This window comes from Bifidobacterium sp. LH_424 (assembly GCF_056356895.1).
Genome location: NZ_JBKEVC010000005.1, coordinates 122,937 through 148,152, shown reverse-complemented (window position 1 = coordinate 148,152; position 25,216 = coordinate 122,937). Strand labels below are relative to the sequence as shown.

Here is a 25,216-nt window from a genome sequence, read left to right as displayed (position 1 = left end):
TCCTTGTCAGTTCGTGAAGGTCCTGGCCTGAACCTTGTCCCATTCGGTCTGCATCTGGTTCAGGAAGCGGTCCGTGTCGCCGCTGGTCACCATCGTCTGCAGGTAGCCTCCGATGTTGATCGAAGACGGGATGTAGTGGTCGCAGAAGTCGGCGACCTTGTTCTTCTCGAAGAACGGGCGCACGGTTTCAAGGGCCTTGTTGCCGAAGTGCGTCTTCTTGAGCGGGGTGATGGCGGAATTCGCGTCGGCGTAGTCGTTGAGCGTCTTCTCACTCATCAGGAATTCGATGAACTTCATCGCCTCGGCCTTGTGCTTGGTGGTGGCACCCATCGTGATCATCACGTCGTCGCCGGCGGTGAGAATCTGCTCGTCCGCATCGTCGGTGGCGGGCATCTGTGCGAATCCCAAGTCGGCATTCTTGTTGATCATGAGAATCTGCGGAATCGCGTAGGTGCCGAGCGGGATGATCGCCGCGGAACCCTTGGCGAAGTTCTGCGTACCCTGCTGATAGGTGATGCCCTTGTCTCCGTCGGCGTACTTGAAGAGCTCCACCTCCTTGGTCACCGTCTCCTTCCACATCTTCTGGAAGTTCGTCGTCCCCTGCTTGAGGTCCGTGTACTCGCTTTCACGCACGAGCGTGCCGGCAAGGGAGGAGAGCGGCGCCTGCGTGGTCCACGCGTCGGCGACGGTGGCCTCGACCGGGTTGATGCCCTGCTCGCGGAACTTCTGCAGCATCGCGGTGAACGCGCTCCACGTGGTCGGCGGATTCTCCGGATCGACACCGGCCTTGCGCCAAATCGCCTTGTTGTAGATGTAGCCGGAAGCGTTGCCGGCGAACGGCAGACCATACAGGCGCTTCTTCGACTGGTCAGTGGTCTGCACGAGGTTCTTCGCGATGTTCACCATGCCGGGGTTGAGCCTCTCGACGATCGGCTCGTCGGTGAAGTCATAGAAGACGCCGGATGCGGCGAAGTTGCCGAAGCTGATGTCGCCGTTGAACGTGATGACATCGGGCACACGGTTCTTCACGAACCTGGTGCGCAGGTCGGTCTGCGCATTGGCGGAGTTGTTGATGTTGATCTTGATGGTCGGATTTTCCTGTTCGAATTCCGTCGCAGCCTGCTTGAACCAGTCGGCCGCCTCGGACTTGAATTGGAAGAAATCAAGCGTGATGGTGCCGGCGGTGTTCGCACCACAACCGGCCAGTCCGACGCCGACCGCGATCGCGCAGATGGTCGCGGCAAGACGAGTGGCAACCATGCGCAGTGGACGCGACAGACGCGACGAACGCATCGATTCCACATTCGAATTGGGGGAATCGCACTTCATTCGTAGACTCCTTAACTGTTCTCTGACGCCTGCGGCTTCAATGCCGCCGGGCATGGCCCCAACGATACGGTTCGAGGTTTTTCATTCCAAGTGCGAGCGAGTCCATCGCCGCTGGAAACTAAACCCACTCGATTTATGTATCCTAGGAATGGAATTCGGGCCGGTCCGCGGCTGGCACGCGCCGGCGCGCACGGCCCATGTCGGAAGGTATCCGGCGAATCTCCCGGAAGGATGGTGTCATGGTCGACGGAACGGGAAGAACCATGCAATCGCAGGATGCCGAGCATACGGACGCTCATACGGACGTACATACGAACACACGCACGGACGCACAGGACTTCCCCCGATGGTTCGAAGGATCCGAATACATGCATCGGGTGGCGCGCACCATCGCGAAATACGGGCCGATCGCGCGCACCACGCTCGCGCAGATGCTGGGATTGTCGCAGGGGGCCATGTCGCGCATCACCAGCGACCTGATCTACGCGGGAGTCATCGAGGAGATTCCCGGCGACGCCGTCACCACCGGACCGCTGCCGCAGGGATTCACGCCGAAAGCGAAGGAAGGCGCGACGCGACGCGGCCGTCCGCAGACCGCGTTGCGGCTGCGCGCGGACGCACGCACGTTCATCGGCATCAAGGCGCAAGGCGCGTCGGCGATCGCGGCCGTCGTCAACGCGCACGGCGAAGTCGTATCGTCACGTCACGAACGCGCGTTCCCCGGACGCTCGCCGCAGCAGGTGACGGCGGCACTCGCGACGCTCGTACGCGAGTGCCGCGACGACGTGGCCGGAACGCCACTGCCCACGCCGACGGCGGTGGGCGTGGCGGTCGGCGGCCACGTGCGCGACGAACGCGACGTCACGTTCGCGCCGTTCCTGCGCTGGGATCACGACGTGCCGCTCGCCGCGATGCTGGAGGAGACGACGGGACTGCCGTGCACCGTGTACAACGACATCGATGCCCTGCTCGTCGACGCGAGTTGGTTCGGTCCGGGCGTGGGATTGGAGGCGTTCGCCGTGCTCACGATCGGTGTGGGCGTCGGCTATTCGCTTGCGGTGCGCGGCGAGCCGGTCACGTATCCGGATAAAAGCTACGGTCTGCTCGGCCACGTGCTCATCGACCCGGAGGGGCCGCGCTGCACGGCCGGGCATATCGGGTGCGCGCAATGTCTGACCGACGACGCGATCGCGGAACAGTACGCGCAGATAATCGGACATCCGTGCACATTCGAGGATTTCGCGGCGGACGCACGCGCCGGGTTGCCGCTCGCGTCGCGGCTGACGGACCGCACGTGCTTCCGACTGGGGTCGCTGATCGCGACGATCGCGAACATCGCGATGCCGTCGAAGGTGATGGTCGCCGGGGAATCCGCGTTCCTCGCGACCATCGGCATCGACGCGGTGCGCGACGGGATCCGCCGCTACCGGCACAGTCAGGCGGCGCAGGTCGAGTTCACCGTCGTCGACCATGACTGGCAGCTGTGGGCGAAGGCCGCCGCCTCCCGAGCGATCGTGCGCTACATCGGCTGATCACTGCCGCACGGCGGTGAACAGGACCGACTGAGCCGGGTGAAGGCTCGGCGGGCGCAGGCCGTAGGTGGCGAGCGCACGGCCGGTCATGAGGACGCCGTCGGGCGTCCACCAGCCGAGCGGGGACTGGCCGTTGCCGATGCCGAGCGCCGCGAGATCGAGGTCGAGGTGCAGCGGCTGTACGCGGTAGACGGCGTCCGGGTCGAGGCCGGGCAGGCGCACCGGCGAGGCCGGATAGGTGACCGAGGTGGTGAGCTGCGTGAACCGGTAGAACGCGGCGGTTCGGTCCGGCTTGACCATGCCGTCGACGCGCACGGCCGGGTCGGGGGTGTCCGTGTGGACGCACGCATCCACGGCGAACCAGGCGCGGTGCCTCTTGAACTCGGCGACCCATGCGGCGAGTTTGGCCACGTCGGCGTCCGGTTCCTTGAGCAGGTTCCATTCGATGCCCATGTGGCCGTAGAACGCCATCGCCATGCGCAGTTCCTGGCTGGTGGCGCGCTGCGTGGAGTGCGCGGGGCTCGCACCCACATGCTCGCCCATCATGCACGGCGGCACGAGCAGCGACGTGTAGCGTTGGATGTCGGCGCGTTCGACCGGGTCGACGCAGTCGGACACCCAGATGCGGCTCGCGAGTTCGAGAATGCCGAGGTCGACACGGCCGCCGCCGGACGAGCAGCTTTCGATCTCGAGGCCCGGATGCGCGGCTGTGAGGTCACGGAAGATGCGGTAGACGGCGAGCGTCTGCGCGTGCACGGCCGGACGGCCGGTACGCGGCGAGACGGCCTCGGTGACGAGCTTGTTGTGGTCCCACTTGATGTAGTCGATACCGAGCTCCCCGACAAGCCTGTCCATGCACCCGTAGATGTACGCGTAGGCCTCCGGGTTGGTCAGGTCGAGCACCTGCTGGGAGCGTCCCTGCATCGGCAGACGGCCCTTGGCGGGCGCCAGCACCCAATCCGGGTGCGCGCGGTAGACGTCGGAATCGGGGTTGATCATCTCCGGCTCGAACCACAGGCCGAACTCCATGCCCAAGCCATGCACGTAGTCGGCGAGCGCCTTGAGGCTCTTCGGCCCGTCCGGCCAGACATCCTGCGAGATCTGCCAGTCGCCCAGTCCGGACGTGTCGTCGCGGCGCGAACCGAACCAGCCGTCGTCGACGACGAACCGCTCGACGCCGGTTTCGGCGGCTTTGTCGGCGAGCGCGGTCAACGTGTCGTAGTCATGCTGGAAGTAGACGGCCTCCCACGTGTTGAGGATGACGGGGCGCGGCTTGGACGCGAGTTCGGGGTGACGGTCGCGCAGGTACGTGTGGAAGCGCGCGGCGACCTGGTTGAGGCCGTCGCCGGTCGCGCCGTACACCCACGGCGTCGTGTACGCGGCGACGTCGGCGGTCGCGGCGGAAGCCGCGCCGGTCGCGCCGGTCGCGCCGCCACGCAACGTGACTTCGCCGCCGAACAGGATTTCACCGCCGCCGATCACGCCGTCCGTGTACGGCTGGCGTTCGGCGGCGAGCACGCTGTTGCCGCTCCAGCCGACGTGCACGGCGTAGACTTCGCCGTGCTCGAAGCCGAAGCCGGGCGTGCCGGCGGTGAGCAGGAGGCTCGCGTCGAAGTCGGGGCGTCCGGCCATCGAGACCTTCTCGAACCGGCCGACGGTGAGCGGCTGGCGCTGCGGGCTGCGTTCGCGCAGATGATGGCCGGTGGTGGTGAGGATCTCGGTGGCGACGGCGGGCAGCGGGAAGCCGAGCTCGACTTTGCCGATTTCGAGCGGCATGTCCGCCGTATCGGCGAGGTTGGTGACCTGCGCACGTTGGCGAATGAGGCCGCCGTGCAGCAGTTCGACGGTCCAGACGAGACGCACGCCCTGTGCGGCATCGTCGGCGGTGACGGTGATGACCGGAGTCTCGACGGTCACGACCGGCGCGTCCACACGCGCTTCGGCGGGCGTGGATTCGGGGGCGTCGACGGCCTGCGTCACGTCGAGCGCGGGACGGGCGTCGAGCGTCGTCTCAATGCCGGTGACGGTGAAGCGCGGGAACAGTTCGATGCCGGCGCGGCGCACTTCGAAACGCTTCTGACCGATCCACGATTCGCTTTGCGTGGGCAGGATCGACGGCCACATGGTCTCGTCGAGCGCGCCGGACACGCGCTGGGGCCTGAGGGCGTCGACCTGGCTGACGAGGGTTTCGGGCGCGGCGACCGGCTTGCCCCAATGCACGAAGCGCGGCAGCTCGTCGCCGGGGAAGGCGAGCGCGAACGCGACGGGGGCGTTCGGGGCGAGGTGCGCCGCGGATTCGTGCGCGGTGCCGGCCTGCTCGGTGCCGGTATGCGCGGTTCCGGTCTTCTCGGTTCCGGTCTGCTCGGCGTAGATGAGGGTGATCGGGGTGCCGTCGGCGGCGGTTCCCGTGAATCGTGCGATACGCGTCATTGCTGGTCTCCTTGCGGTACGGTTACGTAGCCCGTTGCGATTCCATGGAGGCGGACCGCATCCATGAGAGGTCGCGGGGCCGTGAGGGCTCACAACGGTCGTCTGATACCCGATGGTAGACCAGGCGTCTTTTCTTTCCATCCTCCCGAGTGTTCACAGCTGCTGGAAACAATACGGAATCGACGCGTTCGGTGCGGTTCAGCGGCGACCCGCGAAGAAGCCGGCGAGGAGCGCCGCGCATTCGGGTTCGCGCACGCCGCCGTGGACCTCCGGTTCGTGTCCGACGTGCGGATCGCGGGGAATGTCCCAGACCGACCCGCAGGCACCGAGCTTCGCATCCCACGCCCCGAACACGATGGTGCCGATGCGGGTCTGGAGGCACGCCCCCGCGCACATCGGGCATGGTTCGAGCGTGACGACGAGCGTGCAGTCAGCGAGGTTCCAATCGCCGCGGGATGCGGCGGCCTCACGCATCGCGATGATTTCGGCGTGGGCGAGCGGATCGCCGTCCACTTCACGCGTATTGAACCCCCGGCCGATGATTGCGCCGGTCGCCGTGTCGATCACCAACGCGCCGACCGGCACGTCGCCGGCGTCGCCCGCGCGACGGGCCAGCGCGAGCGCCTCCCCCATCTCCTTGTCGTATCGCATACCGCCCCCATCAGATGCCGGAATCGGCGTCGACCTGCATGACGTAGACGTTGCGGCGGAGCTCACGGGCCTGGGAGCGGGAGATGTCGCCGGCTTCGAGCATGTCCTGCACGATGCCGAGCTCAATCGCGTAGCTCTGCTTCTTGATCTCGTCGGCCTGCCCGAGCGCCACGGCGTTGCCCTCCACGTTCGGACGGGCCTTGAGCGATGCTTCCGCGCGACGGTAGTCGAGGATCAGCGCCGAGCAGAACTCCGTGTTGTACCGGTCGTAGCTCATCTCCTCGCCGAGCTTGTCGATCACATGGTCGATGGCCGCGACCTGCAGCACCCGCGTATGGGCGAAGATCTGGTCTTCGCTCACCAGCGGCGTGGTGCGGCGGATCTTGTTGATGGTGCGTTTGGCGAGGTTCGTCGTGCGGTGCCACCATCCGCGCAGACGCCCCTTGAGCTGCCAGCCGAGTCGTCCGGTCTCCGGACCGGCGGTCGTATGGCGCAGCGTGTTCATGATCTGGTCGAGCATGCGTTCGCACACTTCGACATTGAGCTCCTGCACCGCCTTGTCCGGATCGGGATGCGCCTTGATGTCGGCGAGACGGTCACGCACGAACTGCTTCTCCCATTTGAGCGCCTGAATCTGCAGCTCGCCGTAGCCCTGCGGGTCGATGGCGCCGAGACGATGCTTCAAACGGCTGATGCGCTTCGTATACGAGTCGATGACCATAAGCACCGCGCGACGGTTGTCGGGCGTGATGCGTCCGGTGAGTTCCTCGACGGTCCGGCGCAGCACTTCGATGGTGATCTCGTTGAGCTCGTTGCTGGCGTCCTTGTTGCGGTTGGGAGCGAGCAGCGGCAGGAGGAAGTTGGCGAGCAACAGCGTCACGATGATCACGCCGGACGCAATGAAGATGAGTTCGTCGCGCATCGGGAACTGTGTGCCGGCGGCGATGTAGTACGGGATGGTGAACATCAACGACAGGGTGATGGTGCCTTTGGCGCCGCCGAACGTCATCACCGCGGCGGACCGCCAACGTTCCGTCGTCATCCTGCGACGTTTGCCGGTGGCGACGTCGCGAGCGATGCGCAGCATCGCGGACACCCAGATGAACCTCAACACGATGACCACGCCAGTGACGAGCAGAATCATGCCGATGAGCAGCTTGTTGCTCACCCACGGGTCGGACCAGCTGGCGGTCATCGCACCGGGCAGCAGCATGCCGAGCAGGATGAACACGGCGCCGTTGAGCGTGAACGAGAGCACGCCCCACACGCTGGACGCGACGATGTTGGTGCGTGCCACGTTCGGACCGATGCCGGTGTGGTCGAATCGGATGAACAGTCCGGCGGCTACGACGGCGAGGATGCCGGAGACGTGGATCTCCTCCGCGCCCAGATACAGCAGGAACGGCAGGAACAGTTCCATGAGGATGCGCGTGGTGGTGGTCTCCCAGCCGAGCGACCGGATCGTCTCGAACAGCCAGTTGGCGACCATGCCGACGGCCAGACCGAACAGCGTGCCGCCGATGAACGAGACGACGAAGTCGCCGGCCGCCTCGCCAACGGCGAATCTGCCGGTCACGGCCGCTTCGAGCGCGAACTGGAAGCCGACGATGCCGGATGCGTCGTTGAACAATGATTCGCCTTTGAGCACGCCGCGTTGGCGCGCGGTGAGCGACGCCTCACGGCCGAGCGAGCTGACGGCGACCGCATCGGTGGGTCCGAGCGCCGCGCCGAGCGCGAGTGTCGCCGCCAATGGAATCACGGGCCATATCGCGTTGAGGATGAATCCGACCGCGGCCATCGTCGCGATGGCGAGGCCGATGGCGAGCGACAGGCTGAGCTTGAGCGTCTTGAGCAGTTCCGACTTGTCGATCTCGTGCGCTTCCAGATAGAGCAGCGGCGCGATGAACAGCACCATGAACACTTCAGGATTGAGTTCGACGTTGGGGAAGAACGGCAGGAGCGTCATGGCGGCGCCGAGCACGATCTGCACGAGCGGCGTCGAGACCTTGGGAATGAACCGGCTCAGGAACGAGGACGACACGACCGCCGCGATGATGCACAAAATCAGTTCGAGTACGTCCATGGGTGTTCCGAATCCTCCCGCCTTCTCTCGCTGTCAAGAGTATAGAAAACGGGTAAGGAAATCGTTTCGCAGGGTATGGCCCAGCGCGAACGCCCGCCGCGTTCACCGCGAACTCCCGGTGCGCACGTTCAGCGCGAACGCGTCGTCTTCGTCGTCTTCATCGCCTTCATCGCGACGAACACGGAACGCACGAGCAGGACGCCCAGATACACGGTGAACATGATCGCGCCGGCGCGCGGCGTGACGGCCGCCGCCATCCACGTGCCGAGCGGCGCGGTGATCGCGGCGACGACGCCGATGATCACCGCCGCCTTCACGTGCACCATGCGGCGGCGCACGTTCGCGATGGACGTGGTGATCGCGTTCGGGAACATGGCGAGCAGCGACGTGCCACGCGCGATCAGATCGCTCGCGCCGAACAGGATCGACAACGCGGGCACGCAGATCGCGCCGCCGCCGATGCCGAGCAGGCCGGCGAGAACGCCCGCGATCACGCCGAACGCGATGAGGCCGATCACCGTGCCGACGCTCATCACGATGCGCGAGTCACGCGACGGATTCGACATGGCCTGATTGACCATCACGAACAGGAGGAACACGACGAACGCCCACCGGAGCACGATTTCGGGGAGTTTGGACAGCAGCCACGAGCCGATCTGGCCGCCGACGAACATGCCGCAGAACACGATGAGCGCGGCGATCCAATCCACGTCGCCCTCGAACGCGTAGGAGGCGACGCCGGAGACGGCGGTGGGCACGATCGCCATCATCGACGTGGCGGCCGCATGGCGCTGCGTAAGTCCCAGCCACACGAGCGCCGGCACGATGACGGTGCCGCCGCCGATGCCGAACAGGCCCGACAGGACGCCGACCAGCACGCCCACCACGGCCATGACGGCGAGCCCGCGCGGGGATTCGTCCAGATGGTTCTCGTCGATGGCGGCGGTGGCGATGCGCGTGCTGATGCTGGTATCGGTTGCTGCGTTCATACCGCCACTCTAGGCACGGCCGGGCCGGCCGCGGCGGCCGGTTTCCACTTGTTGTACGGGGTTCGCGCCTCAACCCCCTCAGTCCGGCCTACGGCCGGCCAGCTCCCCCTGAAAGGGGACGCAGATTGTCCCCGCGCCCCCTTTCAGGGGGAGCTGGCGCGCGAAGCGCGACTGAGGGGGTGCCGAGCGCAAGGAAACAAGGAGTCACAGCACGCCGGAGGTGATGTCGTGGCCGAGGAGCCATTCGCGCAGGTCGGCGAGCTCTTCGAGACTCACGTTGTGGTCGAGCGCGCGGTAGCTCTTCGTGGTGAGCCACGTGCGCTCGTTGAGCCACGCCTGCGCGGCGAACAGCTCGTATTTCGGCACGACCTCGTCGTTCTTGCCGTATGTGTAGAACACGGGGATGTTGTAGCGTTCGATGAGCCCGTCGGCGGGCGCGGTGCCGGGCACGAGCCCCGGTGCGATGTACCCGGACAGAGAGATGACGGCCCGGTATCGTTTCGGATTGACGCGTAGCAGGTGGATCGCGAGCAGGCCGCCCTGCGCGAATCCGAGCGGCACGACCTCACGCTCGTTCGGCAGGTTATTCGTCACCCACCGGTCGATCGACACGGCCATCTCGTAGGCGGCCCGGTCGAGATCCTCGCCGAACGGCACCTGCTCGCCGAACCAGGCGAACGCGCCGGGCGAATACGCGTCGCCGGCGGCGAGACGGATCGGCCCGCGCAGGCTCGCGAAATCGTTGTACGGCGCGATCTGGCGCATCAGGTCGGCGAGTTCCGCCTCGTTCGATCCCCATCCGTGCAGGCACAGGAACAGCGGGTGTGTGGGATGCGTCGCTCCCCCGCCGCGCGAATACCGTGCGATGTTCAAATCGATGGTCATGATGATTTCGCCTCGCTGCCTGACGTCTCCACGGTGGCGAGCGTACCACCCCATTCGCTCTGGAGCGCGGTCATGTTCTCTTTGCTGCCGAACGCGATCCATCGTCCGGCGGCGAGCGTGCGCCAGTCGCCCTTCGCGCGCGCGTCATCGGCGTGCTCGTCGAGCAGTTCGGTGATCTTCGACGTCACGGCGCCCTTGTACATGCCCGCGACGGTGTCGGAGTCGAACGTGATGTACGCGACGCGCGTCGCGGCGCAGACCGACGCGCTGTCGACGCCCGGATAGCCGCCCACGTCGATATCGTTCCAGCCGGACGTGCAGGCGCCGAGGACGCGCTCGATGCCGAACTTCATGCCGTCGGCGCTGCCGCTCGGCGCATCGTCGCGCACGGCGGGACGGATCAGGCCGAGCGGGAACAACACGCCGACGACCACGTCGAGCGCGAGCAGCAGCACGGCGAGGACGAACGTGATGATGCCGCCGGACGCGACGCCGCGGTGGCTGGTGCGCCGCGGCATGGTCGCGCGGGCGGCGACGACGAGGATGAACGTGACGACGATGAACGCGGCGCACGCGCCGGCGATGAAGCGGCCCGGCACCTTGCCGTCCGGATCGAGGTAGGCGGGCGCGATCTCGTGCGCGGCGGAGATGCCGCCGAACGCGACGGCGACGAGGCCGGCGAGCAACGCGAGCACGGCGAGGCGACGGCTGGTCTTGTCGGGGCGATCGCCGGCGTGGAAGGTGGATTCGTGCGGGGCGCGGGATGCGGCGGCCGCCGTAGCCGCCGCGTTCGCCGTGGCGTTGGCCGTCGCGTTCGCCGTGGACGCCGCGTCCCGACGTCGGGATTTTCGCGGACGATCGCGCCATTCGTCCGGCCCGTCGTCCCTCCCCTCGAAGAAGTCGTATTCCTCGTCCTGCATGATGTTCCCCTTCGTGCCGACTGTCCGTAGGCTATTCGTACCACCTTGTCGCCGGGCGTCCATCGCCCGCTTCGCCCAGTCTACCGCGCGGCGGTTCGCCGATGCGTCATCCTCCGGGATGGTGTTCGTCACGGATGGCGTTCGTCACGGCCCTGGCCGAGGCAAAGGAAAACCCCGGTGGAGGGAACCACCGGGGCCAGAGAAAGGAGAGAGAAGAAGAAAGGTTCAGTTGTCGGGGCTTGCGCTCCATGTCAGCTTTCGTTGACAGTTCATAGATAACCATGCGTTTCTGGGTTTCCCGATGTGTTTCCCTGTGAGGTTGCTGAGAATCGGGGCCGCAGATTCCGCAGGGCCTTGCGCGCACCCCGCACGAGCACCCCGCACGACCCGTGTTTTGGGTGGGCGCTACGCTTGTGGGCGATATCACATCCGTCCTATTTCGTCTGTGAGGAGCTTTCATGCTGCTGTCCGACCATGACATTCTGGCCGCGCAGGCCGATGGGCATATCTCGCTCGACCCGTGGACCCCGGAGATGGTCCAGCCGGCCTCGATCGACGTGAGGCTCGACCGGTTCTTCCGTCTGTTCAACAACCACGCCTACACCTACGTCGACCCGTCCGAGAACCAGGGTGCGCTCACCGAGGAGTTCGCCGTCGACCCGGACGAGCCGTGGATTCTGCATCCGGGCGAGTTCGCGCTCGGCGCCACGTGGGAGTACGTCAAGCTCGACGCGACGATCGCCGCGCGATTGGAGGGCAAGAGCTCGCTGGGCCGTCTCGGCATCCTCACCCATTCGACCGCCGGATTCATCGATCCGGGCTTCGAGGGGCATATCACGTTGGAGCTGTCGAACGTCTCGACGCTGCCGGTGAAGCTGTGGCCGGGCATGAAGATTGGCCAGATGTGCTTCTTCCAGCTGAGCTCCCCCGCCGAGCATCCGTATGGTTCCGCCGGCGTCGGCTCGCACTATCAGGGTCAGCGCGGCCCGACGCCGAGCCGCTCCTACGAGCATTTCTACCGCGCGCACATCGACGACTGAGTCGTCCGGACGCTCGTCCCGCGGCGCCGATGCCGGCGCGTGCGGGACGAGCGGTGAGTCCGGTGCCGTGCGATGCGCGTGATGCGTGCGCAACGTGCGGGACGTGCGAAATGTGCGGTTCCGGCGTGGGTGGTTCCGGCGCGAGCGCGACGATATGCGCGACGTCCGGTCCGGTCGTGATGGCGCGTGACCGGATGATCGCGACGTGACGGGCGATGACGGCCGTCGTTACTATGAATGATTAGAGAGACAGCGATGCGAGACAGATACGGGATTGAGGAGACGCGATGACCGATCCGAGCGGTGAATTCCAATTCGACTTCCAGAAAAAGAGCGCGCAGCAGCAGCCGGCGCAGCCGGTCGCGCCGGCGGTGCCGTCCACGCCTCGGATGCAGCCGGGCTCGGCGTTCGCCCAGCCGGCCGCGTCACAGCCGGTTGCGCAACAACCGACGATGATGCCGACGCAGCCTGTGCAGCAATCCATGCAGCCGATGCAGCAGCCGGCGCAGTATGCGCAGCCCGGCGGGCAGCCTGTCCAACCATCGCAACCGTCACAGCCCGCGCAGTTCGCACAGCCGGGCCAGTACGCGCAAACCGTGCAGCCCCAGCCGACGCAGGTCCCGCAGTTCACGCAGCCGGTCCAGTATGCGCAGCCGGTCCAACAGCCGGGCCAATTCGCGCAAGCCGACCAGCCCGGATTCGTGCAGGCCGACCAGCCGGCATTCGCCGACCCCGCGGGCGCGAGCGTCCCGCGCCACGGACGTCATTCCTCGCCGGCGGCACCCACCTTCGACAGCGGCACTTCGATTGGAGAATCCACGCAGGCGTTCGACCCGCTGAAGGAGTTCGACGAACCACTGCCGTCTCAGCCGGCGCAGCCGGCGCAACCGCAACCGGCGCAACCGCAACCGGCGCAGCAGCCTGTGCAGCCGACCGCCCAGACCATCGCGCAGCCGGTGATGCCGCAGTCCGCGGCGCAGCCGATCACGCAACAGCCGGTGATGCAGCAGCCGATCACGCAGCAACCCGTGCCGACCGTGCCGACGATGCAGCCGACGCAAGCCACGCAACCGGTGCAAGTGACGCAGGCCACGCAGGCCTTCGCGCAACCTACCCAAGCGTTCGCCCAGCCGGTCATGCCGCAATCCGCGTCACAGCCGACGCAGGCGATGCCGATGGCCGCGGCGACAGCCCCGCAAGCGCAGCCCGTCGACCAGCCGACGCAGGCGTTCAACCCGTTGCAGCCGCAGACGGACCTCGCGCAAACGCAGGCCACGCAGGTCTACGGACAGCCTCAGACTCAGCCGGTGGCGGGTCAGACCGACGTGTTCGGCGACCAAGCCACGATGGCGTTCCCCGCGGCGCAGCCGTATGGCCAGCCACAGCCGCTCGCCGGCACCGATCCGCTGGCGGCCGCGGACGACGCGCAGGCCGATCCGACCGAGGCGGCCACGCAGGTGTTCACTCCGGAGATGATGGAACAGGCCGGCCAGGAGGCGCGTTTGGCGCAGTCCTCGCCGGAGGCGATGCCGCCGGCCATCGCCCCGGACGATGACGAGGACGATGAAGACGACGAGGACGACGGCAAGGCGTCGAAGAAGGACGGCAAGGGCCGGAAACTGTCGAACGGCAAGATCGTCGGCATCGTCGTGGCCGTGATCGCCGTGATCGCGCTAATCGTCGGCGGCGTGCTGTTCTACCGCGCGAACAGCGGCAAAATCCTGTACGCCGCGTGCACGAGCGCGCAGGACAAGGCCAATGACGAACTGAAGACCCTCCAGTCCAAGGTGACGGCGGCGCAGCAGACCGTCTCGTCCACGACCGGCAGCCAGGTGGCCGACGCGAACACGCTCACCACGCTCAACCAGACGATCACCGACGCGCAGAACGTCAAGACGGACGCCTCCTGCTCGGCGGACATGTCCAAGGACGATCTGAAGTCGAACACGCAGAAGTTCAAGGACACGCGCAAGCAGGCGAAGGAGATGGAGTCGAAGATCGACGACGCCGAGAAAGCCGTGAGCGACAGCAAGGGCTCGCAGACCTCGAACACGTTGAAGTCCGATCTCAACAGCTCGGTCTCCACCGCGCAGAGCCTGCTCAACAACTCCGCCGGCCAAGTGGCCGACGAGAGCACGCGCACCGCGTTGCAGAACGCCATCAACAACGCGAACAACGTGGCCGGACAGTCGAACCCGTCCGAATCCGACGTGAACAACGCGAAGTCACAGCTGGAGAAGGCGATGTCCGACGTGAACGCGTCGATGTCCGCCAAGCAGCAGGCCGACGCCCAGGCGCAGCAGCAGGCCCAACAGCAGCAACAGCAACAACAGCAGAGCCAGCAGAATCAGCAGAGCCAGAACGATTCCGGTTCGGGTTCCGGTTCCGGCAGCGACTCGGGCAGCGATTCCAGCTCCGATTCGGGAACCGGCAACAGCTCCGGCGATTCCGGTGCCACGGTCGGCGGCTCGAACAGCTGATCGCCGGATAGCCCGAACAACGACCCCCTCAGTCCGGCCTCCGGCCGGCCAGCTCCCCCTGAAGGGGGCGCAAAAAAATCCTTGCGCCCCTGTCAGGGGGAGCTGTCGCGCGAAGCGCGACTGAGGGGGTCAATCGTAGTATCCGCCGCTCAGCGCTTCGCCATCGCGCGCAGGACGCATTTGCGTAGTTCGGAGGCGACGAGGACGAAGGCGGCGAGGCCGATGCATTCGAGCCAGGCCAGCGGGCTCAGCGGCGTGGTGCCGAACGCGGTGTTGAGGAACGGCACGGAGATCACGACGAGCTGCAGCACGACGGACAGACCGATCGCGCCCCACAGCCACTTGTTCGAGAACAGCCCGACGAACACGCTCTGCAGGTGGGAACGCGAGGCGAGCGCGTTGAACAGCTGCGCGAACACGAGGATCGTGAAGCCCATCGTGCGCGCCTCGGTCATCTGCGCCTCGTGGCCGAGCGCGTCCACCGAACGGTCGGTGAACAGGCCGCCGGCGAGGTGCATGTCCATGCCGATCAGCGTGACGGCCGCCATGATGATGCCGATGAAGATGATGTCGCCCCACATCGAGGCGTCGATCACACGGTCGGTGATGCGCCGCGGCCTGCGGTTCATCACGTCCTCGGTCTGCGGGTCGACGCCCATCGCGAGCGCGGGCGCCGCGTCGGTGAGCAGGTTGATCCACAGCAGCTGCGTGGCAAGCAGCGGCACGGTCACGCCGGTGGATTCGGGCTGCGTGATGCCGAGGAATCCGGCGAGCACGACGCCGAAGAACACGGTGAACACCTCGCCCACGTTGGAGCTCAGCAGGTAGCGCAGGAACTTGCGGATGTTGTCGAAGATCACGCGGCCTTCGCGCACGGCGGCCACGATGGTGGAGAAGTTGTCGTCGGCGAGGATCATCTTCGCGCTCTGCTTGGTGACCTCGGTGCCGGTGATGCCCATCGCGACGCCGATGTCGGCGGTCTTGGCGGCCGGGGCGTCGTTGACGCCGTCGCCGGTCATCGCGACGATGTTGCCCTGCCGTTGCAGCGATTCGACGATCTTCAGCTTGTGTTCGGGCGCGACGCGCGCGTACACGGACACTTCGGACGTGGCCTTGTCGAACGCGTCCCTGTCGTCGCCGAGCGCGTCGAGCTGGTCGCCAGTAAGCGCCCTGCCGCCCTTCTCGATGATGCCGAGGTCGGAGGCGATGCGTGCGGCGGTCAGCGGATGGTCGCCGGTGATCATGACGGCGCGGATGCCGGCGCGATGCGCCTCGGCCACCGAGTCGCGCACTTCGGTGCGCGGCGGGTCAATGATGCCGACCATGCCGTTCCAGATGAGGTCGGTCTCAATCGCATCTGACTGGTCGGCGATGTCCGCGACCTGTCCGGCCGCGTTCGCGCGCACGCCGTCCACTTCGGACAGGTTCGCGGTGCCGAGCGGACGGTACGCCTCGCCGAGCGTGCGGTACGCCTCGCCGGAGAGCCGTTCGACGGTCGCGAGAATCGTCTGGCGGTCGCCTTCCGTCAGCGGGCGCACATGCCCGCCGACCGCGATGCGCGAGCAGTACGAGAGCAGCACGTCGGGCGCGCCCTTCGCGAACACGGTGAGCTTGCCGCCCTCCGTCGCGTCCTTCGCAATCACGGACATGCGTTTGCGCTCGGACGTGAACGGCACTTCGGCGACGCGCGTGAACTGGCCGTATCCCTTCATCGCGCCGGTCTTGCGCGCGGCCACGATGAGCGACACCTCGGTCGGGTCGCCGACGACCTCCCATCGCCCGTTCTCCTCACGCAGGTCGCCGTCGTTCGCGATTGTGCCGGCGGCGAGCGTGGCGAGCGCCTCCGCCTTGAGCGACGGGTCGCCGGAGAGCGGCGAACCGTCGGCGGCCGTCATCTTGCCTTTCGGCGTGTAGCCGGTGCCGGTGAGATGCACTTCGCCGCTGGGGGTGACGATGCGTTCGACGGTCATCTCGTTGCGTGTCAACGTGCCGGTCTTGTCCGAGCAGATCACGGACGCGGAGCCGAGCGTCTCGACGGAATGGAGCTTCTTCACGATCGCGTTGTGCGCGGCCATGCGCTGCACGCCGAGCGCGAGCACGACGGTGAGAATCGCGGCGAGGCCTTCCGGCACGGCGGCGACGGCGAGCGACACGGCGAGCAGCAGCGAGTCGATGACGTCGTGGATGTCGTTGAAGCCTTCGAGGAACGCGAGCGCGGCGAGCACGACCACGGCGATGATGACCACAGCGATGCCGAGGATCTTGGAGACGTAGTCCATCTCCTTCTGCAACGGGGTCTGCTCGTCCTCGGTGGCGGAGAGCATGCCGGCGATCTTGCCGACCTGCGTGGCCATGCCGGTGCCGGTGACGACGGCGCGGCCGGTACCCTGCGTGACGGACGTGCCGTTGAAGATCATGTTCGTCCGGTCGCCGAGCGCCTTGGCCTCACGCAGCGTGTCCGGCTTCTTGCCGACGGGCACGGATTCGCCGGTGAGCGACGCTTCGGCGATGCGCAGGCTCGCCGCGGTGATGAGGCGGCCGTCCGCGGAGACCGAGTCGCCTTCCGCGAGCACGATGATGTCGCCGGGGACGACGTCGACGGTGTTGATGCGCACGACTTTGCCGTCGCGCAACACGGATGTGGTGGGGGCCGTCATGCCGGCGAGCGCTTCGACCGCGGCCTCCGCCTTCGCCTCCTGGATGTAGCCGAGCACGGCGTTGACGATGAGGATGAGCACGATGACGATCGCGTCGAACGGCAGCGCCTCGCCGCCTTCCGCCCCGGGCACGGCGTTCGCCTTCTCGATGAACCACGCGATCACGGAGATGACGGTGGCGGCGAGCAGCAGGTAGACAAGCGGATCTTTGAACTGGGCGAGGAACTTCTTCCATTTCGGCACGGGCGGTGCTCCCGCCAGCTCGTTCGGCCCGAACCGCTCCAATCGGCGTGAGGCCTCGGCCGAGCTCAGGCCGACGTTCGGATCGACGTCGAGCGCTTTGGCGACGTCGAGCGCATCGGTCAGGCTCGGATCGGCGTCGTTCGGCAACCCCTGCCGGGTGGGCGCGCCCTCGATCGTTGCGGACGCGGCGGATTGATCCTTCGTGCGATCAACCATGATGGTCTCCTTGGTATAGCCGCGGAGTAGTCAACGCACAGACGCCGGTTGTCTCTCCGGCGGCCCGCATGCTGCGCGGTTATGGGCGCCGACGCGACTGCCGCCGACGCATGTGGCCCCATTATTCCACACGTTTTCCCCCGCCGGCATAAACAGGCCCCCGCCCGTTGCCTACCGCGTGTCGTTCCCCACCCGTCACGCTTTACCCCTCTACCGCAACGTTTCACTCCCCGAATATCACAGTTCCCTCCGTGGTCCGCCACGTTTTTCCGCAGCAAACCCCGGAGGGAACCGTGAACAGTATGGGGTGAACCCGTCCGCTCAGTGGCTCCAGACCGCCGCGTCGGGGTCGAAGTCGGGGTTGTAGCCGTCGTCGGGGTCGTTGTAGGTGTACTCGTCGTCGACGACGCCGGAATCGGCCTCTTCGAGAAGGGTGTCGATGTCCTTCTTGTCGAGCATCTGGTCGGGCAGGACGTTCTTGATGTAGCTGGTCACCGCCTCGCTCATCGGCACATCGTGGCCCGCCTTCTCGGCGAGGAACCAACGGTGGGTGAGCACCTCGTGGAAGAACTGGGCCGGCTCGATCTGCGAACGGTATTCGCGCGGAATCGAACGCACGGTCGGCTCGAACACCTCGCGCATCCAGTCGGTGGCGACGATCTCCAGATCCTCGCCCTCGCGCCACGTGGAGGCACGGTAGGCGTCGAGATCGTTGAGCAGGCGGCGGGCCTGGTTCTCCTGCACGTCGAGGCCGGTGAGACGCAGCAGCTTGCGGTTCGCATAGCCGGCGTCCACGACGCGCGGGCGCACGAGCACGCGCTTGCCGTCCTCGTCGGTCTTCATCTCCAGCTCGTCCACGTCGAAGCCGAGATCGTTGAGCTTGTTGACGCGCTTCTCGATCTTCCACATCTCGTCCGGGCCGAACTTGTCGGTGTCGGTCAGCGCGCTCCATAGCGAGTGGTAGCGCTCGACCAGACGGTTGCCGACCTCGATCTCGTCCACGTCGCTGGGCAGCAGCTGGCCGGAGCTCAGATCCATCAGTTCACCGATGATGTTCGTGCGCGCCAGATCGATGTCGTACTCGCGCTGGCCCTCGGTGAGGTTCACCTGCAGATCGCCGGTCTCGGCGTCCACGAGGAACGCGGAGAACGCGTCGGCGTCACGCAGGAACAGCACGTTCGACAGGGACACGTCGCCCCAGTAGAAACCGGCCAGGTGCAGGCGCACGAGCAGCACGGCCAGGGCGTCGATGAGACGCTCGGCCGTGTCCGGACGCAGGTTGCGGGCGAACAGGGCGCGGTACGGCAGCGAGAACTTGAGATGCTTCGTCACGAGGATCGCCTCGAGCGGCTCGCCCTCCTTGTTGTGACGTCCCGTCACCACCGCGACCGGGCGCACGGCCGGCAGCTCGAGCTTCTGCAGACGACGCAGGATCTCGTACTCGCGCTCGGCCATCTGGCGCGTGATCTCCTTCATCGCGTACACCTCGTCGCCGACGTGCACGAAACGCACCACGTGGCGGGAGATGCCGCGCGGCAGGTTGGCGAGCAGGTCCTCCGGCCAGGTGGCGAGCGGCTTGTGCCACGGCAGGGTGAACATCTTCGGATTCGAGCTCGCCGCCGTGATGTTCAGGGCCCGGGGCTCCGCGTTACCGGGGGTCTCGGCCTCGGCGAGGACGCTTGTCGCCTTCGCCGCGCGCGGATCCAGTTTCGACAGATTCATCGATGCTTGCATCGTCGTGCCTACCTACCTTGTTGCCTGCTTATGTTGCCTGCTTGTACCTGTTTGTGCTTATGCCTGCTCGCCGGCCTTGCGGCGCGCGTTCGCGACCGCGTACAGGCTGATGCCCGCCGCGACGGACGCATTGAGCGATTCGACCTGGCTGGAGATCGGGATGCCGGCGACCGCGTCGCACGCCTCGCGCACGAGACGGCTCACGCCCTTGCCTTCCGAACCGAGCACGACGACCAGCGGATCCGTCTCGAAGCCGGTCTCGCCGACGAGGCTGCTGCCGCCGCCGTCGAGCGCGACCGCGTAGTAGCCGCGTTCCTTCAGGCTTTCGATCGCCTTCGTCAGGTTGACGACGCGGCACACCGGCAGGTGCGCGGCGGCGCCTGCCGACACCTTCCATGCGGCGGCGTTCACCGACGCGGAACGACGTTCCGGCAGGATCACGCCGTTCGCGCCGAACGCGGCGGCGGAACGGATGACCGCGCCGAGGTTCTGCGGATCGGTCACGCCGTCGAGCGCGATGAACAGCGGACGCGCGGCGATGCGCGCGGCCGGCGAGTTCGCGGCCTCCATCGCGCGTGCCTTCTTGTCCGCGCGGTCGGCCAGCTCGGCGAGCGAGGAGTACTGGTACGGATCCACCTTGAGGATCACGCCCTGATGGTTGCCGGATCGGGCGATGCGGTCCATCTCCAGACGGTCCGCCTCCATCATGTGCAGACCGCGGACGCCGGCGAGCTTGACGATCTCGCGCGTGCGGTCGTCGTGCTCGATGCGCGAGGCGACGTACAGCGTGTTGCTGGGCACGCCCACGCGCAGCGCCTCGAGCACCGAGTTGCGGCCGAACACCAGATCGGAGGTGTCGTTCGTCGAGAACTTGTCGGCGCGACGGCGGGCCGCGAGACGCGGATCGGCCATCTGGCGGCGCATCGCCGCGTTCTTCATCTTGTATGCCTTGTGGTATTCGCGGTTCTCGGCCTTCGGCGTCGGTCCCTTGCCGCGAAGCGCGTTCCTGTGCTTGCCACCCGACCCCTTGGTCGGTCCTTTCTTAGTAACCATAAGGGTCATTGTCCCAGCACCCCGCCCCAACGCCCGCCGCCACAGGCGAAATCACCCCCAACCCGTCACGGTTCGATCGGCTTGGAACCCGTGGTCGAGCGGATATAGCGACGCCCACGGGTCTTCCCCTCCACGAGCAGCATGCCGGCACCGACCATGGCCCGCACCGCACAGCCGGCCGCGCAAGAAAACCCGGGAATCGGCCCTTTCGTCCGGGAATATTTGCACTGAGTCGAGCTGAGCACAAGAAATCCCGGAACAAGCGGCAGTTTCCCGGGAAAACTTGCGCTGGGAAGTGGTCAGTACAAGAAATCCCGGAACAAGCGGGGGATTCCCGGGAAAACTTGCGCCTCCGGGCGGGAACGAGCCGGGAATGAACCAAGAATGACCCGGGGAATAGAGTGGGAAACGCCCCGGGAAACGGAGCTGGCGACGACCCGGGAAAACAAACTGGGAAACCGTCACCGTCTGCGGACGTGCCACGAAGTTGGCGTAGACAAAGAAAGCCCCGCGGCGTAGCGGGGCTTTCTCCAACGAGACGGAATAGAGAGGAAGAGAAACGTCTCGTTGACATGGTTGGCCGAATCAGGCGGCACATTCGCCGCAACCCGACCAAGTCTTTATAACCGGAACCGCGTCAGTTGATGCGGAGCTCGGTGGACGGGGCGAACAGGTGCATCTTGGCCGGATCGATCTTGATCTTGACGGTCTGGCCGACCTTCGGCAGCGCACGCGGGTTCACGCGAACCGTGGTGAGCTTGTTCTGGTCGGACATGACCTGGGCCTCCTCGGCGGCGGAGCCGTCGGTGATGATGTTGCCGTAGATGTAGCCGTCGGAGCCGAGATCCTCGACGTTGACGACCTTCAGGGAGAAGGCGTTCGGATCGTCGGCCGGGGCCAGCGAGGCGTCCTCCGGACGGAAGCCGACGACGATCTTGCCGCCGTCCTCCGGGGTCAGCTTGTCGACGGCGTCGGCCGGCAGGTCGACGGTGTCCTCACCGATCTGGGCCTTGCCGTTGACGACCGGGTGCACGTTGATGTTCATCGACGGGGAGCCGATGAAGCCGGCGACGAAGACGTTGGCCGGGCGATCGTACAGCTCGGTCGGGGCGCCGACCTGCTGCAGGACGCCGAGCTTGATGACGGCGATGCGGTCGCCCATCGTCAGGGCCTCGGTCTGGTCGTGGGTCACGTACAGGGTGGTGACGCCGAGCTGACGCTGCAGGGCGGCGATCTGGGTACGGGTCTGGACGCGGAGCTTGGCGTCGAGGTTGGACAGCGGCTCGTCCATGAGGAACACCTTCGGCTTACGCACGATGGCGCGGCCCATGGCGACACGCTGACGCTGGCCGCCGGACAGGGCCTTCGGCTTGCGGTCGAGGTACTCGGTCAGGTCGAGGATCTTCGCGGCCTCTTCGACGCGCTTGCGGATCTCCTCCTTCGGAGTGCCGGCGATCTTCAGGGCGAAGCCCATGTTGTCGGCGACGGTCATGTGCGGGTACAGCGCGTAGTTCTGGAAGACCATGGCGATGTCGCGGTCCTTCGGCTGCATGGTGGTGACGTCCTTATCACCGATGAGGATGCGGCCCTTGTTGACTTCCTCGAGGCCGGCGAGCATGCGCAGGGTGGTGGACTTGCCGCAGCCGGACGGGCCGACGAGGACGAGGAATTCGCCGTCCTTGATGTCGAGGTTCAGATCATCCACGGAGGGCTTGTCGTTGCCCGGGTAGATACGGGTGACGTGGTCGAAAATGACTTCAGCCATGGTTGTTCAATCCTTTCAGAGGCAGGTACGTGCCTCACGATCCGTTGTAAAGGGATTATTCGGTTGGTTGCTGTGCTTTGATCCGTTCGTCACCATCCATCGCATCGCTGCAACGTCGGGCGATCTGCAAACCTCAGCGTTTACTTATCCGGACCGGCGGAATCGTTTCCGTCGAACCTTCGGCTCACTATACACGTTGTTCGCGCTCACGCAAGGAAAGCGCTTTCGCATTGGCGTTTCCCCGATCACAAATCCCAACCGTGCACCCCGTTCACGCACCCCAATCACGCATCCCGTTCCCGGCGCGGCGCGCGGCCGGCCGATACAATCGGGAACCGGAGGCCCGCACGAGGTGCCCACGCGAGACAGGGAGGTTGGTCATGCGCGACATCAGAATCGGGGTGGTCGAGGACGACGCCTCGGCCTGCCAACAGGTCCTGGACTATCTCAACCGCTATCAGGCCGAGAACGACGGCATCCGCTTCACCGTCTCCGTGTTCGACGACGGCGCGAGGATCGTCGAGAAATACGCGCCCGTCTACGACATCCTCCTGCTCGACGTCGAGATGAAGGAGATGGACGGCATGGAGGCGGCGCGGCGCATCCGCGAGCGCGACAAGACCGTCGTCATCGTGTTCATCACCGCGGCGCCGCAGTACGCGATCAACGGCTACCAGGTGGGCGCGCTGTCGTACCTGCTCAAACCGGTGCCGTGGTTCGCGTTCAACCAGGAGCTGAAACGGTCGATCGACACGGTGCGCCGGCGCGGCGACGAGTCGATCCTCATCGACGTGGGCGGCGCGCAGCAGCGGCTGGAACTCGCCGACGTGCTGTACATCGAATCGATCCGGCACACGATCGTCATCCATACGCTCGGCGGCAAACTGTCGGTGACGGGCACGCTGAAATCGTTCGAGGAGCGGCTGGCGGAGAAGGATTTCTTCCGATCGAACTCCTGCTATCTGGTGAACCTGCGTCACGTGACCGGCATGGCGGACCAGGACTGCGTGCTGTCGAACGGCGAGCCGTTGCGCGTGAGCCGGCCACGCAAGAAGGCGTTCATGACCGCGCTGGCCGCGTACATGGGAGGCGTGTGATGGGCGGTCTCGGCGCGACGATCACGAACGCGATGCCGGACATCCCGCGGCTGTTCACCGCGATCTGCGAGTGGGCGGCGTGCGTCACCTATCTCGCCGTGATCCACCGCCGCGTGGCCTTGCGGCGCACGGCGGCGGTCGCGGCGATCGGATTGGCGGCGATGATCGGCGTGCAGTATCTGGCCGGAGCGATGCCGCTGTGGTTCTGGACGCTCGGCATGCTGCTCGCGTTCGGCTGCATGTGGCTGATTGTGTGGCGCGGCAGCGGCGGCGGCAAACGCGAGTGCCTGTATGTGACGGCGCGTGCGTTCGTGCTCGCCGAGCTGGTCGCGTCGCTGCACTGGCAGCTTTCGACGTTCCTCACGTACGGCGTGGACCTGCCGCCGCGCCAGCCGTTCGCGACGTTGATCCTGGTCGGCGTGTACACGGTCTGTTTCGCCGCGGCATGGGCGGTGGAGCGGCGCAACTTCAGCCAGTCCGCGCCGACGACCGTCAGCGCGCAGCTGGCCGTCGGCACGGTGGCGATCACCGTGGTGACGTTCGCGATGAGCAATCTGAGTTTCGTTTCGACGAACACGCCGTTCTCCGGCAAGATCGGGCAGGAGGTGTTCTACATCCGCACGCTCGTCGACTTCTGCGGGTTCGCGATCCTGTATGCGCAGCAGGAGCAGGCGCGGCGGATGGAGGCGAGCGCGGAGCTCGCCTCCATCAACGCGCAGTTGGAGAGCCAGCATCAGGAGTATCTCGCGTCGAAGGAGAATCTGGAGTCGATCGGGCGGCTCGCGCACGACCTCAAGCATCAGATCGCCGCGTTGCGCGCCGAAGTCGATCCGGAACATGCGGCGGCCGGTTTCGAGCAGTTGGAGCGTTCGGTCGCCGAGTACAGTGCGCAGCAACATTCCGGCAATCCGGTGCTCGACGTGATTCTGACGACGAAGACGCGCGTATGCGAGGAGCGTGGGATCACGTTCACGGCGGTCGCGGACGGTGCGCTGCTGGGCGCCGCGAACATGAGTTCGATGGACATCGCGACGCTGTTCGGCAACGCGTTGGACAACGCGATCGAGGCGACGTCGCGATTGGACGATCCGGAACGACGGTTGATCCGTCTCGCCCTGTACCGGCAGGGCGCGTTCACGGTGATCCGCGTGGAGAACTACTACGACGCGGTGTTGAAGAAGGATGCGGCGGGCAATCTGCGCACCACGAAACGCAACGCGACCGGCCACGGATTCGGCGTCAAATCGATCCGGCACATCGCCGCCCAATACGGCGGCGAAGTGTCGATCAAGGCCGAAGACCACTGGTTCACGCTCACCGTGCTGATTCCGGGAGCATAGAGCGGTGATGCGATAGGCCTCCCTCTGACGAGGGAGGTGGCCGCCGAAGGCGGACGGAGGGAGAGACGTCGCCGCAGGCGGCAATACGGAATCGGCCGAAGGCCGATGCGGTTTTCCCGCGACCTCATGGCCGCTCCACCTCTCTCCCCCAGTCCGCTACGCGGACAGCCCCCTCGTCAGAGGGGGCCGATTCAGAACCGCCGCTACTTGGTCTTGGGCATGATCCAGAACTTGAGGAGCGGGTAGCTGACGACGACGGCGAGGAGCGTGTTCACGACGGAGGCGATTGTGCCGGCCAGCCCCGCGTTCATGCCCCAGCCTTGGCACAGTGCGGTCACGTAGCCGGGCAGCACGAGGTTCACGACGACGATCACGACGGCGAGGATCGCGTACTTCCACGCGGCGTCGTGGAAGCTGGAATCGGACTTGAACACCCACTTCATCTGCACGAAGAAGTTCACGACCTGCGCGATCACCTCGGCGAAGAGGAAGGTGAGGAAGCCGCCCACGCCGTTGCCGGATTCCGGGTAGTTGAAGATCAGGAAGTGGAACGGCGCGGTGAGCCCGAGCGCGGCGACGAACACGGCGGTGCCGATCCACGTGACCACGAAGCGGGCGATCGTGGAGATGTTCGACAGCACGTTGAACAGGATGAACTCCCAGATCGTCGGATGCGTGGCGATCCAACGACGAATCGGGCCCATCTTCGCGAGCTCCTCGGCGGTGGGCTTGGCGGTGGGCTTGGCGGACTCGGCCGAGGCGGACGTAGCGG

The 25,216-nt window shown here is 66.1% G+C and carries 17 protein-coding genes; 5 read left to right on the top strand and 12 right to left on the bottom strand.

All coding sequences use genetic code 11. The annotated features are described in order from the left end of the window. Positions 1-6: 6 nt before the first annotated feature. A complete protein-coding gene (locus AC1AYP_RS06140) occupies positions 7-1,329 on the bottom strand; it encodes an ABC transporter substrate-binding protein (protein ID WP_476503255.1) in 1,323 nt (440 codons plus the stop codon). Positions 1,330-1,697: 368 nt separating this feature from the next. On the opposite strand from AC1AYP_RS06140, the gene AC1AYP_RS06135 reads away from it, so the two are divergent. Further along, complete coding sequence (locus AC1AYP_RS06135; RefSeq protein WP_476547160.1) at positions 1,698-2,861, top strand: ROK family protein; 1,164 nt, start codon at positions 1,698-1,700, stop codon at positions 2,859-2,861. On the opposite strand, the gene AC1AYP_RS06130 is transcribed toward AC1AYP_RS06135, so the two are convergent. The 6 genes from AC1AYP_RS06130 to AC1AYP_RS06105 form a co-directional block, all read right to left on the bottom strand. Continuing rightward, positions 2,862-5,291 carry an alpha-galactosidase gene (locus AC1AYP_RS06130; protein WP_476547159.1) on the bottom strand — a complete coding sequence of 810 codons (2,430 nt, stop codon included), beginning with the start codon at positions 5,289-5,291 and terminating at the stop codon, positions 2,862-2,864. A gap of 198 nt (positions 5,292-5,489) precedes the next feature. After that, complete coding sequence (locus AC1AYP_RS06125; protein ID WP_476512100.1) at positions 5,490-5,942, bottom strand: nucleoside deaminase; 453 nt, start codon at positions 5,940-5,942, stop codon at positions 5,490-5,492. 10 nt (positions 5,943-5,952) lie between these two features. Next, positions 5,953-8,025, bottom strand: coding sequence for a Na+/H+ antiporter (locus AC1AYP_RS06120; RefSeq protein ID WP_476547157.1), 2,073 nt, complete (start codon positions 8,023-8,025; stop codon positions 5,953-5,955). 128 nt (positions 8,026-8,153) lie between these two features. After that, positions 8,154-9,014, bottom strand: coding sequence for a sulfite exporter TauE/SafE family protein (locus tag AC1AYP_RS06115; RefSeq protein ID WP_476532574.1), 861 nt, complete (start codon positions 9,012-9,014; stop codon positions 8,154-8,156). A gap of 204 nt (positions 9,015-9,218) precedes the next feature. Continuing rightward, positions 9,219-9,899, bottom strand: coding sequence for an alpha/beta hydrolase (locus tag AC1AYP_RS06110; RefSeq protein ID WP_476503249.1), 681 nt, complete (start codon positions 9,897-9,899; stop codon positions 9,219-9,221). Beyond that, complete coding sequence (locus tag AC1AYP_RS06105) at positions 9,896-10,819, bottom strand: hypothetical protein (RefSeq protein WP_476532573.1); 924 nt, start codon at positions 10,817-10,819, stop codon at positions 9,896-9,898. Before AC1AYP_RS06105 ends, AC1AYP_RS06110 begins: the two co-directional genes overlap by 4 nt. A 458-nt stretch (positions 10,820-11,277) precedes the next feature. Between AC1AYP_RS06105 and dcd the strand changes: the two genes are divergently transcribed. Together dcd and AC1AYP_RS06095 are read left to right on the top strand one after the other, a co-directional pair. Continuing rightward, complete coding sequence (dcd, locus tag AC1AYP_RS06100; protein WP_476503247.1) at positions 11,278-11,859, top strand: dCTP deaminase; 582 nt, start codon at positions 11,278-11,280, stop codon at positions 11,857-11,859. 287 nt (positions 11,860-12,146) lie between these two features. Continuing rightward, positions 12,147-14,339: a hypothetical protein gene (locus AC1AYP_RS06095; protein WP_476547155.1), complete on the top strand. Its 2,193-nt coding sequence runs from the start codon at positions 12,147-12,149 to the stop codon at positions 14,337-14,339. Between the two features lie 149 nt (positions 14,340-14,488). On the opposite strand, the gene AC1AYP_RS06090 is transcribed toward AC1AYP_RS06095, so the two are convergent. The 4 genes from AC1AYP_RS06090 to AC1AYP_RS06075 all read right to left on the bottom strand — a co-directional run bounded on the left by AC1AYP_RS06090 (position 14,489) and on the right by AC1AYP_RS06075 (position 22,007). Beyond that, positions 14,489-17,455, bottom strand: coding sequence for a cation-translocating P-type ATPase (locus AC1AYP_RS06090; protein ID WP_476547153.1), 2,967 nt, complete (start codon positions 17,453-17,455; stop codon positions 14,489-14,491). A gap of 321 nt (positions 17,456-17,776) precedes the next feature. Further along, positions 17,777-19,177, bottom strand: coding sequence for a DUF4032 domain-containing protein (locus tag AC1AYP_RS06085; protein ID WP_476503244.1), 1,401 nt, complete (start codon positions 19,175-19,177; stop codon positions 17,777-17,779). A 69-nt stretch (positions 19,178-19,246) separates the two neighbouring features. Beyond that, positions 19,247-20,242, bottom strand: a complete 996-nt coding sequence (gene rlmB, locus AC1AYP_RS06080) for a 23S rRNA (guanosine(2251)-2'-O)-methyltransferase RlmB (RefSeq protein ID WP_476503243.1) — start codon at positions 20,240-20,242, stop codon at positions 19,247-19,249. Between the two features lie 637 nt (positions 20,243-20,879). After that, positions 20,880-22,007: an ABC transporter ATP-binding protein gene (locus AC1AYP_RS06075; RefSeq protein ID WP_476503242.1), complete on the bottom strand. Its 1,128-nt coding sequence runs from the start codon at positions 22,005-22,007 to the stop codon at positions 20,880-20,882. 380 nt (positions 22,008-22,387) lie between these two features. On the opposite strand from AC1AYP_RS06075, the gene AC1AYP_RS06070 reads away from it, so the two are divergent. Both AC1AYP_RS06070 and AC1AYP_RS06065 read left to right on the top strand, forming a co-directional pair. Beyond that, positions 22,388-23,104, top strand: coding sequence for a LytR/AlgR family response regulator transcription factor (locus tag AC1AYP_RS06070; RefSeq protein WP_476544717.1), 717 nt, complete (start codon positions 22,388-22,390; stop codon positions 23,102-23,104). Then, entirely contained in the window at positions 23,104-24,444 is a 1,341-nt protein-coding gene (locus tag AC1AYP_RS06065; RefSeq protein WP_476503262.1) for a sensor histidine kinase, read from the top strand. Before AC1AYP_RS06070 ends, AC1AYP_RS06065 begins: the two co-directional genes overlap by 1 nt. Positions 24,445-24,647: 203 nt before the next feature. Here AC1AYP_RS06065 and AC1AYP_RS06060 read toward each other — a convergent pair whose 3' ends face one another. Next, positions 24,648-25,148 carry a GtrA family protein gene (locus tag AC1AYP_RS06060; RefSeq protein WP_476544786.1) on the bottom strand — a complete coding sequence of 167 codons (501 nt, stop codon included), beginning with the start codon at positions 25,146-25,148 and terminating at the stop codon, positions 24,648-24,650. Between the last annotated feature and the right edge of the window lie 68 nt (positions 25,149-25,216).

Excerpts from the sequence above, each read along its gene's own strand:
- AC1AYP_RS06085 (WP_476503244.1), bottom strand. The coding sequence starts at position 19,177 with ATGAATCTGTCGAAACTGGATCCGCGCGCGGCGAAGGCGACAAGCGTC.
- AC1AYP_RS06060 (WP_476544786.1), bottom strand. The coding sequence starts at position 25,148 with ATGGGCCCGATTCGTCGTTGGATCGCCACGCATCCGACGATCTGGGAG.
- AC1AYP_RS06065 (WP_476503262.1), top strand. The coding sequence starts at position 23,104 with ATGGGCGGTCTCGGCGCGACGATCACGAACGCGATGCCGGACATCCCG.
- AC1AYP_RS06090 (WP_476547153.1), bottom strand. The coding sequence starts at position 17,455 with ATGGTTGATCGCACGAAGGATCAATCCGCCGCGTCCGCAACGATCGAG.
- AC1AYP_RS06095 (WP_476547155.1), top strand. The coding sequence starts at position 12,147 with ATGACCGATCCGAGCGGTGAATTCCAATTCGACTTCCAGAAAAAGAGC.
- AC1AYP_RS06105 (WP_476532573.1), bottom strand. The coding sequence starts at position 10,819 with ATGCAGGACGAGGAATACGACTTCTTCGAGGGGAGGGACGACGGGCCG.
- AC1AYP_RS06120 (WP_476547157.1), bottom strand. The coding sequence starts at position 8,025 with ATGGACGTACTCGAACTGATTTTGTGCATCATCGCGGCGGTCGTGTCG.
- AC1AYP_RS06115 (WP_476532574.1), bottom strand. The coding sequence starts at position 9,014 with ATGAACGCAGCAACCGATACCAGCATCAGCACGCGCATCGCCACCGCC.
- AC1AYP_RS06140 (WP_476503255.1), bottom strand. The coding sequence starts at position 1,329 with ATGAAGTGCGATTCCCCCAATTCGAATGTGGAATCGATGCGTTCGTCG.
- AC1AYP_RS06110 (WP_476503249.1), bottom strand. The coding sequence starts at position 9,899 with ATGACCATCGATTTGAACATCGCACGGTATTCGCGCGGCGGGGGAGCG.
- AC1AYP_RS06125 (WP_476512100.1), bottom strand. The coding sequence starts at position 5,942 with ATGCGATACGACAAGGAGATGGGGGAGGCGCTCGCGCTGGCCCGTCGC.
- dcd (WP_476503247.1), top strand. The coding sequence starts at position 11,278 with ATGCTGCTGTCCGACCATGACATTCTGGCCGCGCAGGCCGATGGGCAT.
- AC1AYP_RS06070 (WP_476544717.1), top strand. The coding sequence starts at position 22,388 with ATGCGCGACATCAGAATCGGGGTGGTCGAGGACGACGCCTCGGCCTGC.
- AC1AYP_RS06075 (WP_476503242.1), bottom strand. The coding sequence starts at position 22,007 with ATGGCTGAAGTCATTTTCGACCACGTCACCCGTATCTACCCGGGCAAC.
- rlmB (WP_476503243.1), bottom strand. The coding sequence starts at position 20,242 with ATGGTTACTAAGAAAGGACCGACCAAGGGGTCGGGTGGCAAGCACAGG.
- AC1AYP_RS06135 (WP_476547160.1), top strand. The coding sequence starts at position 1,698 with ATGCATCGGGTGGCGCGCACCATCGCGAAATACGGGCCGATCGCGCGC.
- AC1AYP_RS06130 (WP_476547159.1), bottom strand. The coding sequence starts at position 5,291 with ATGACGCGTATCGCACGATTCACGGGAACCGCCGCCGACGGCACCCCG.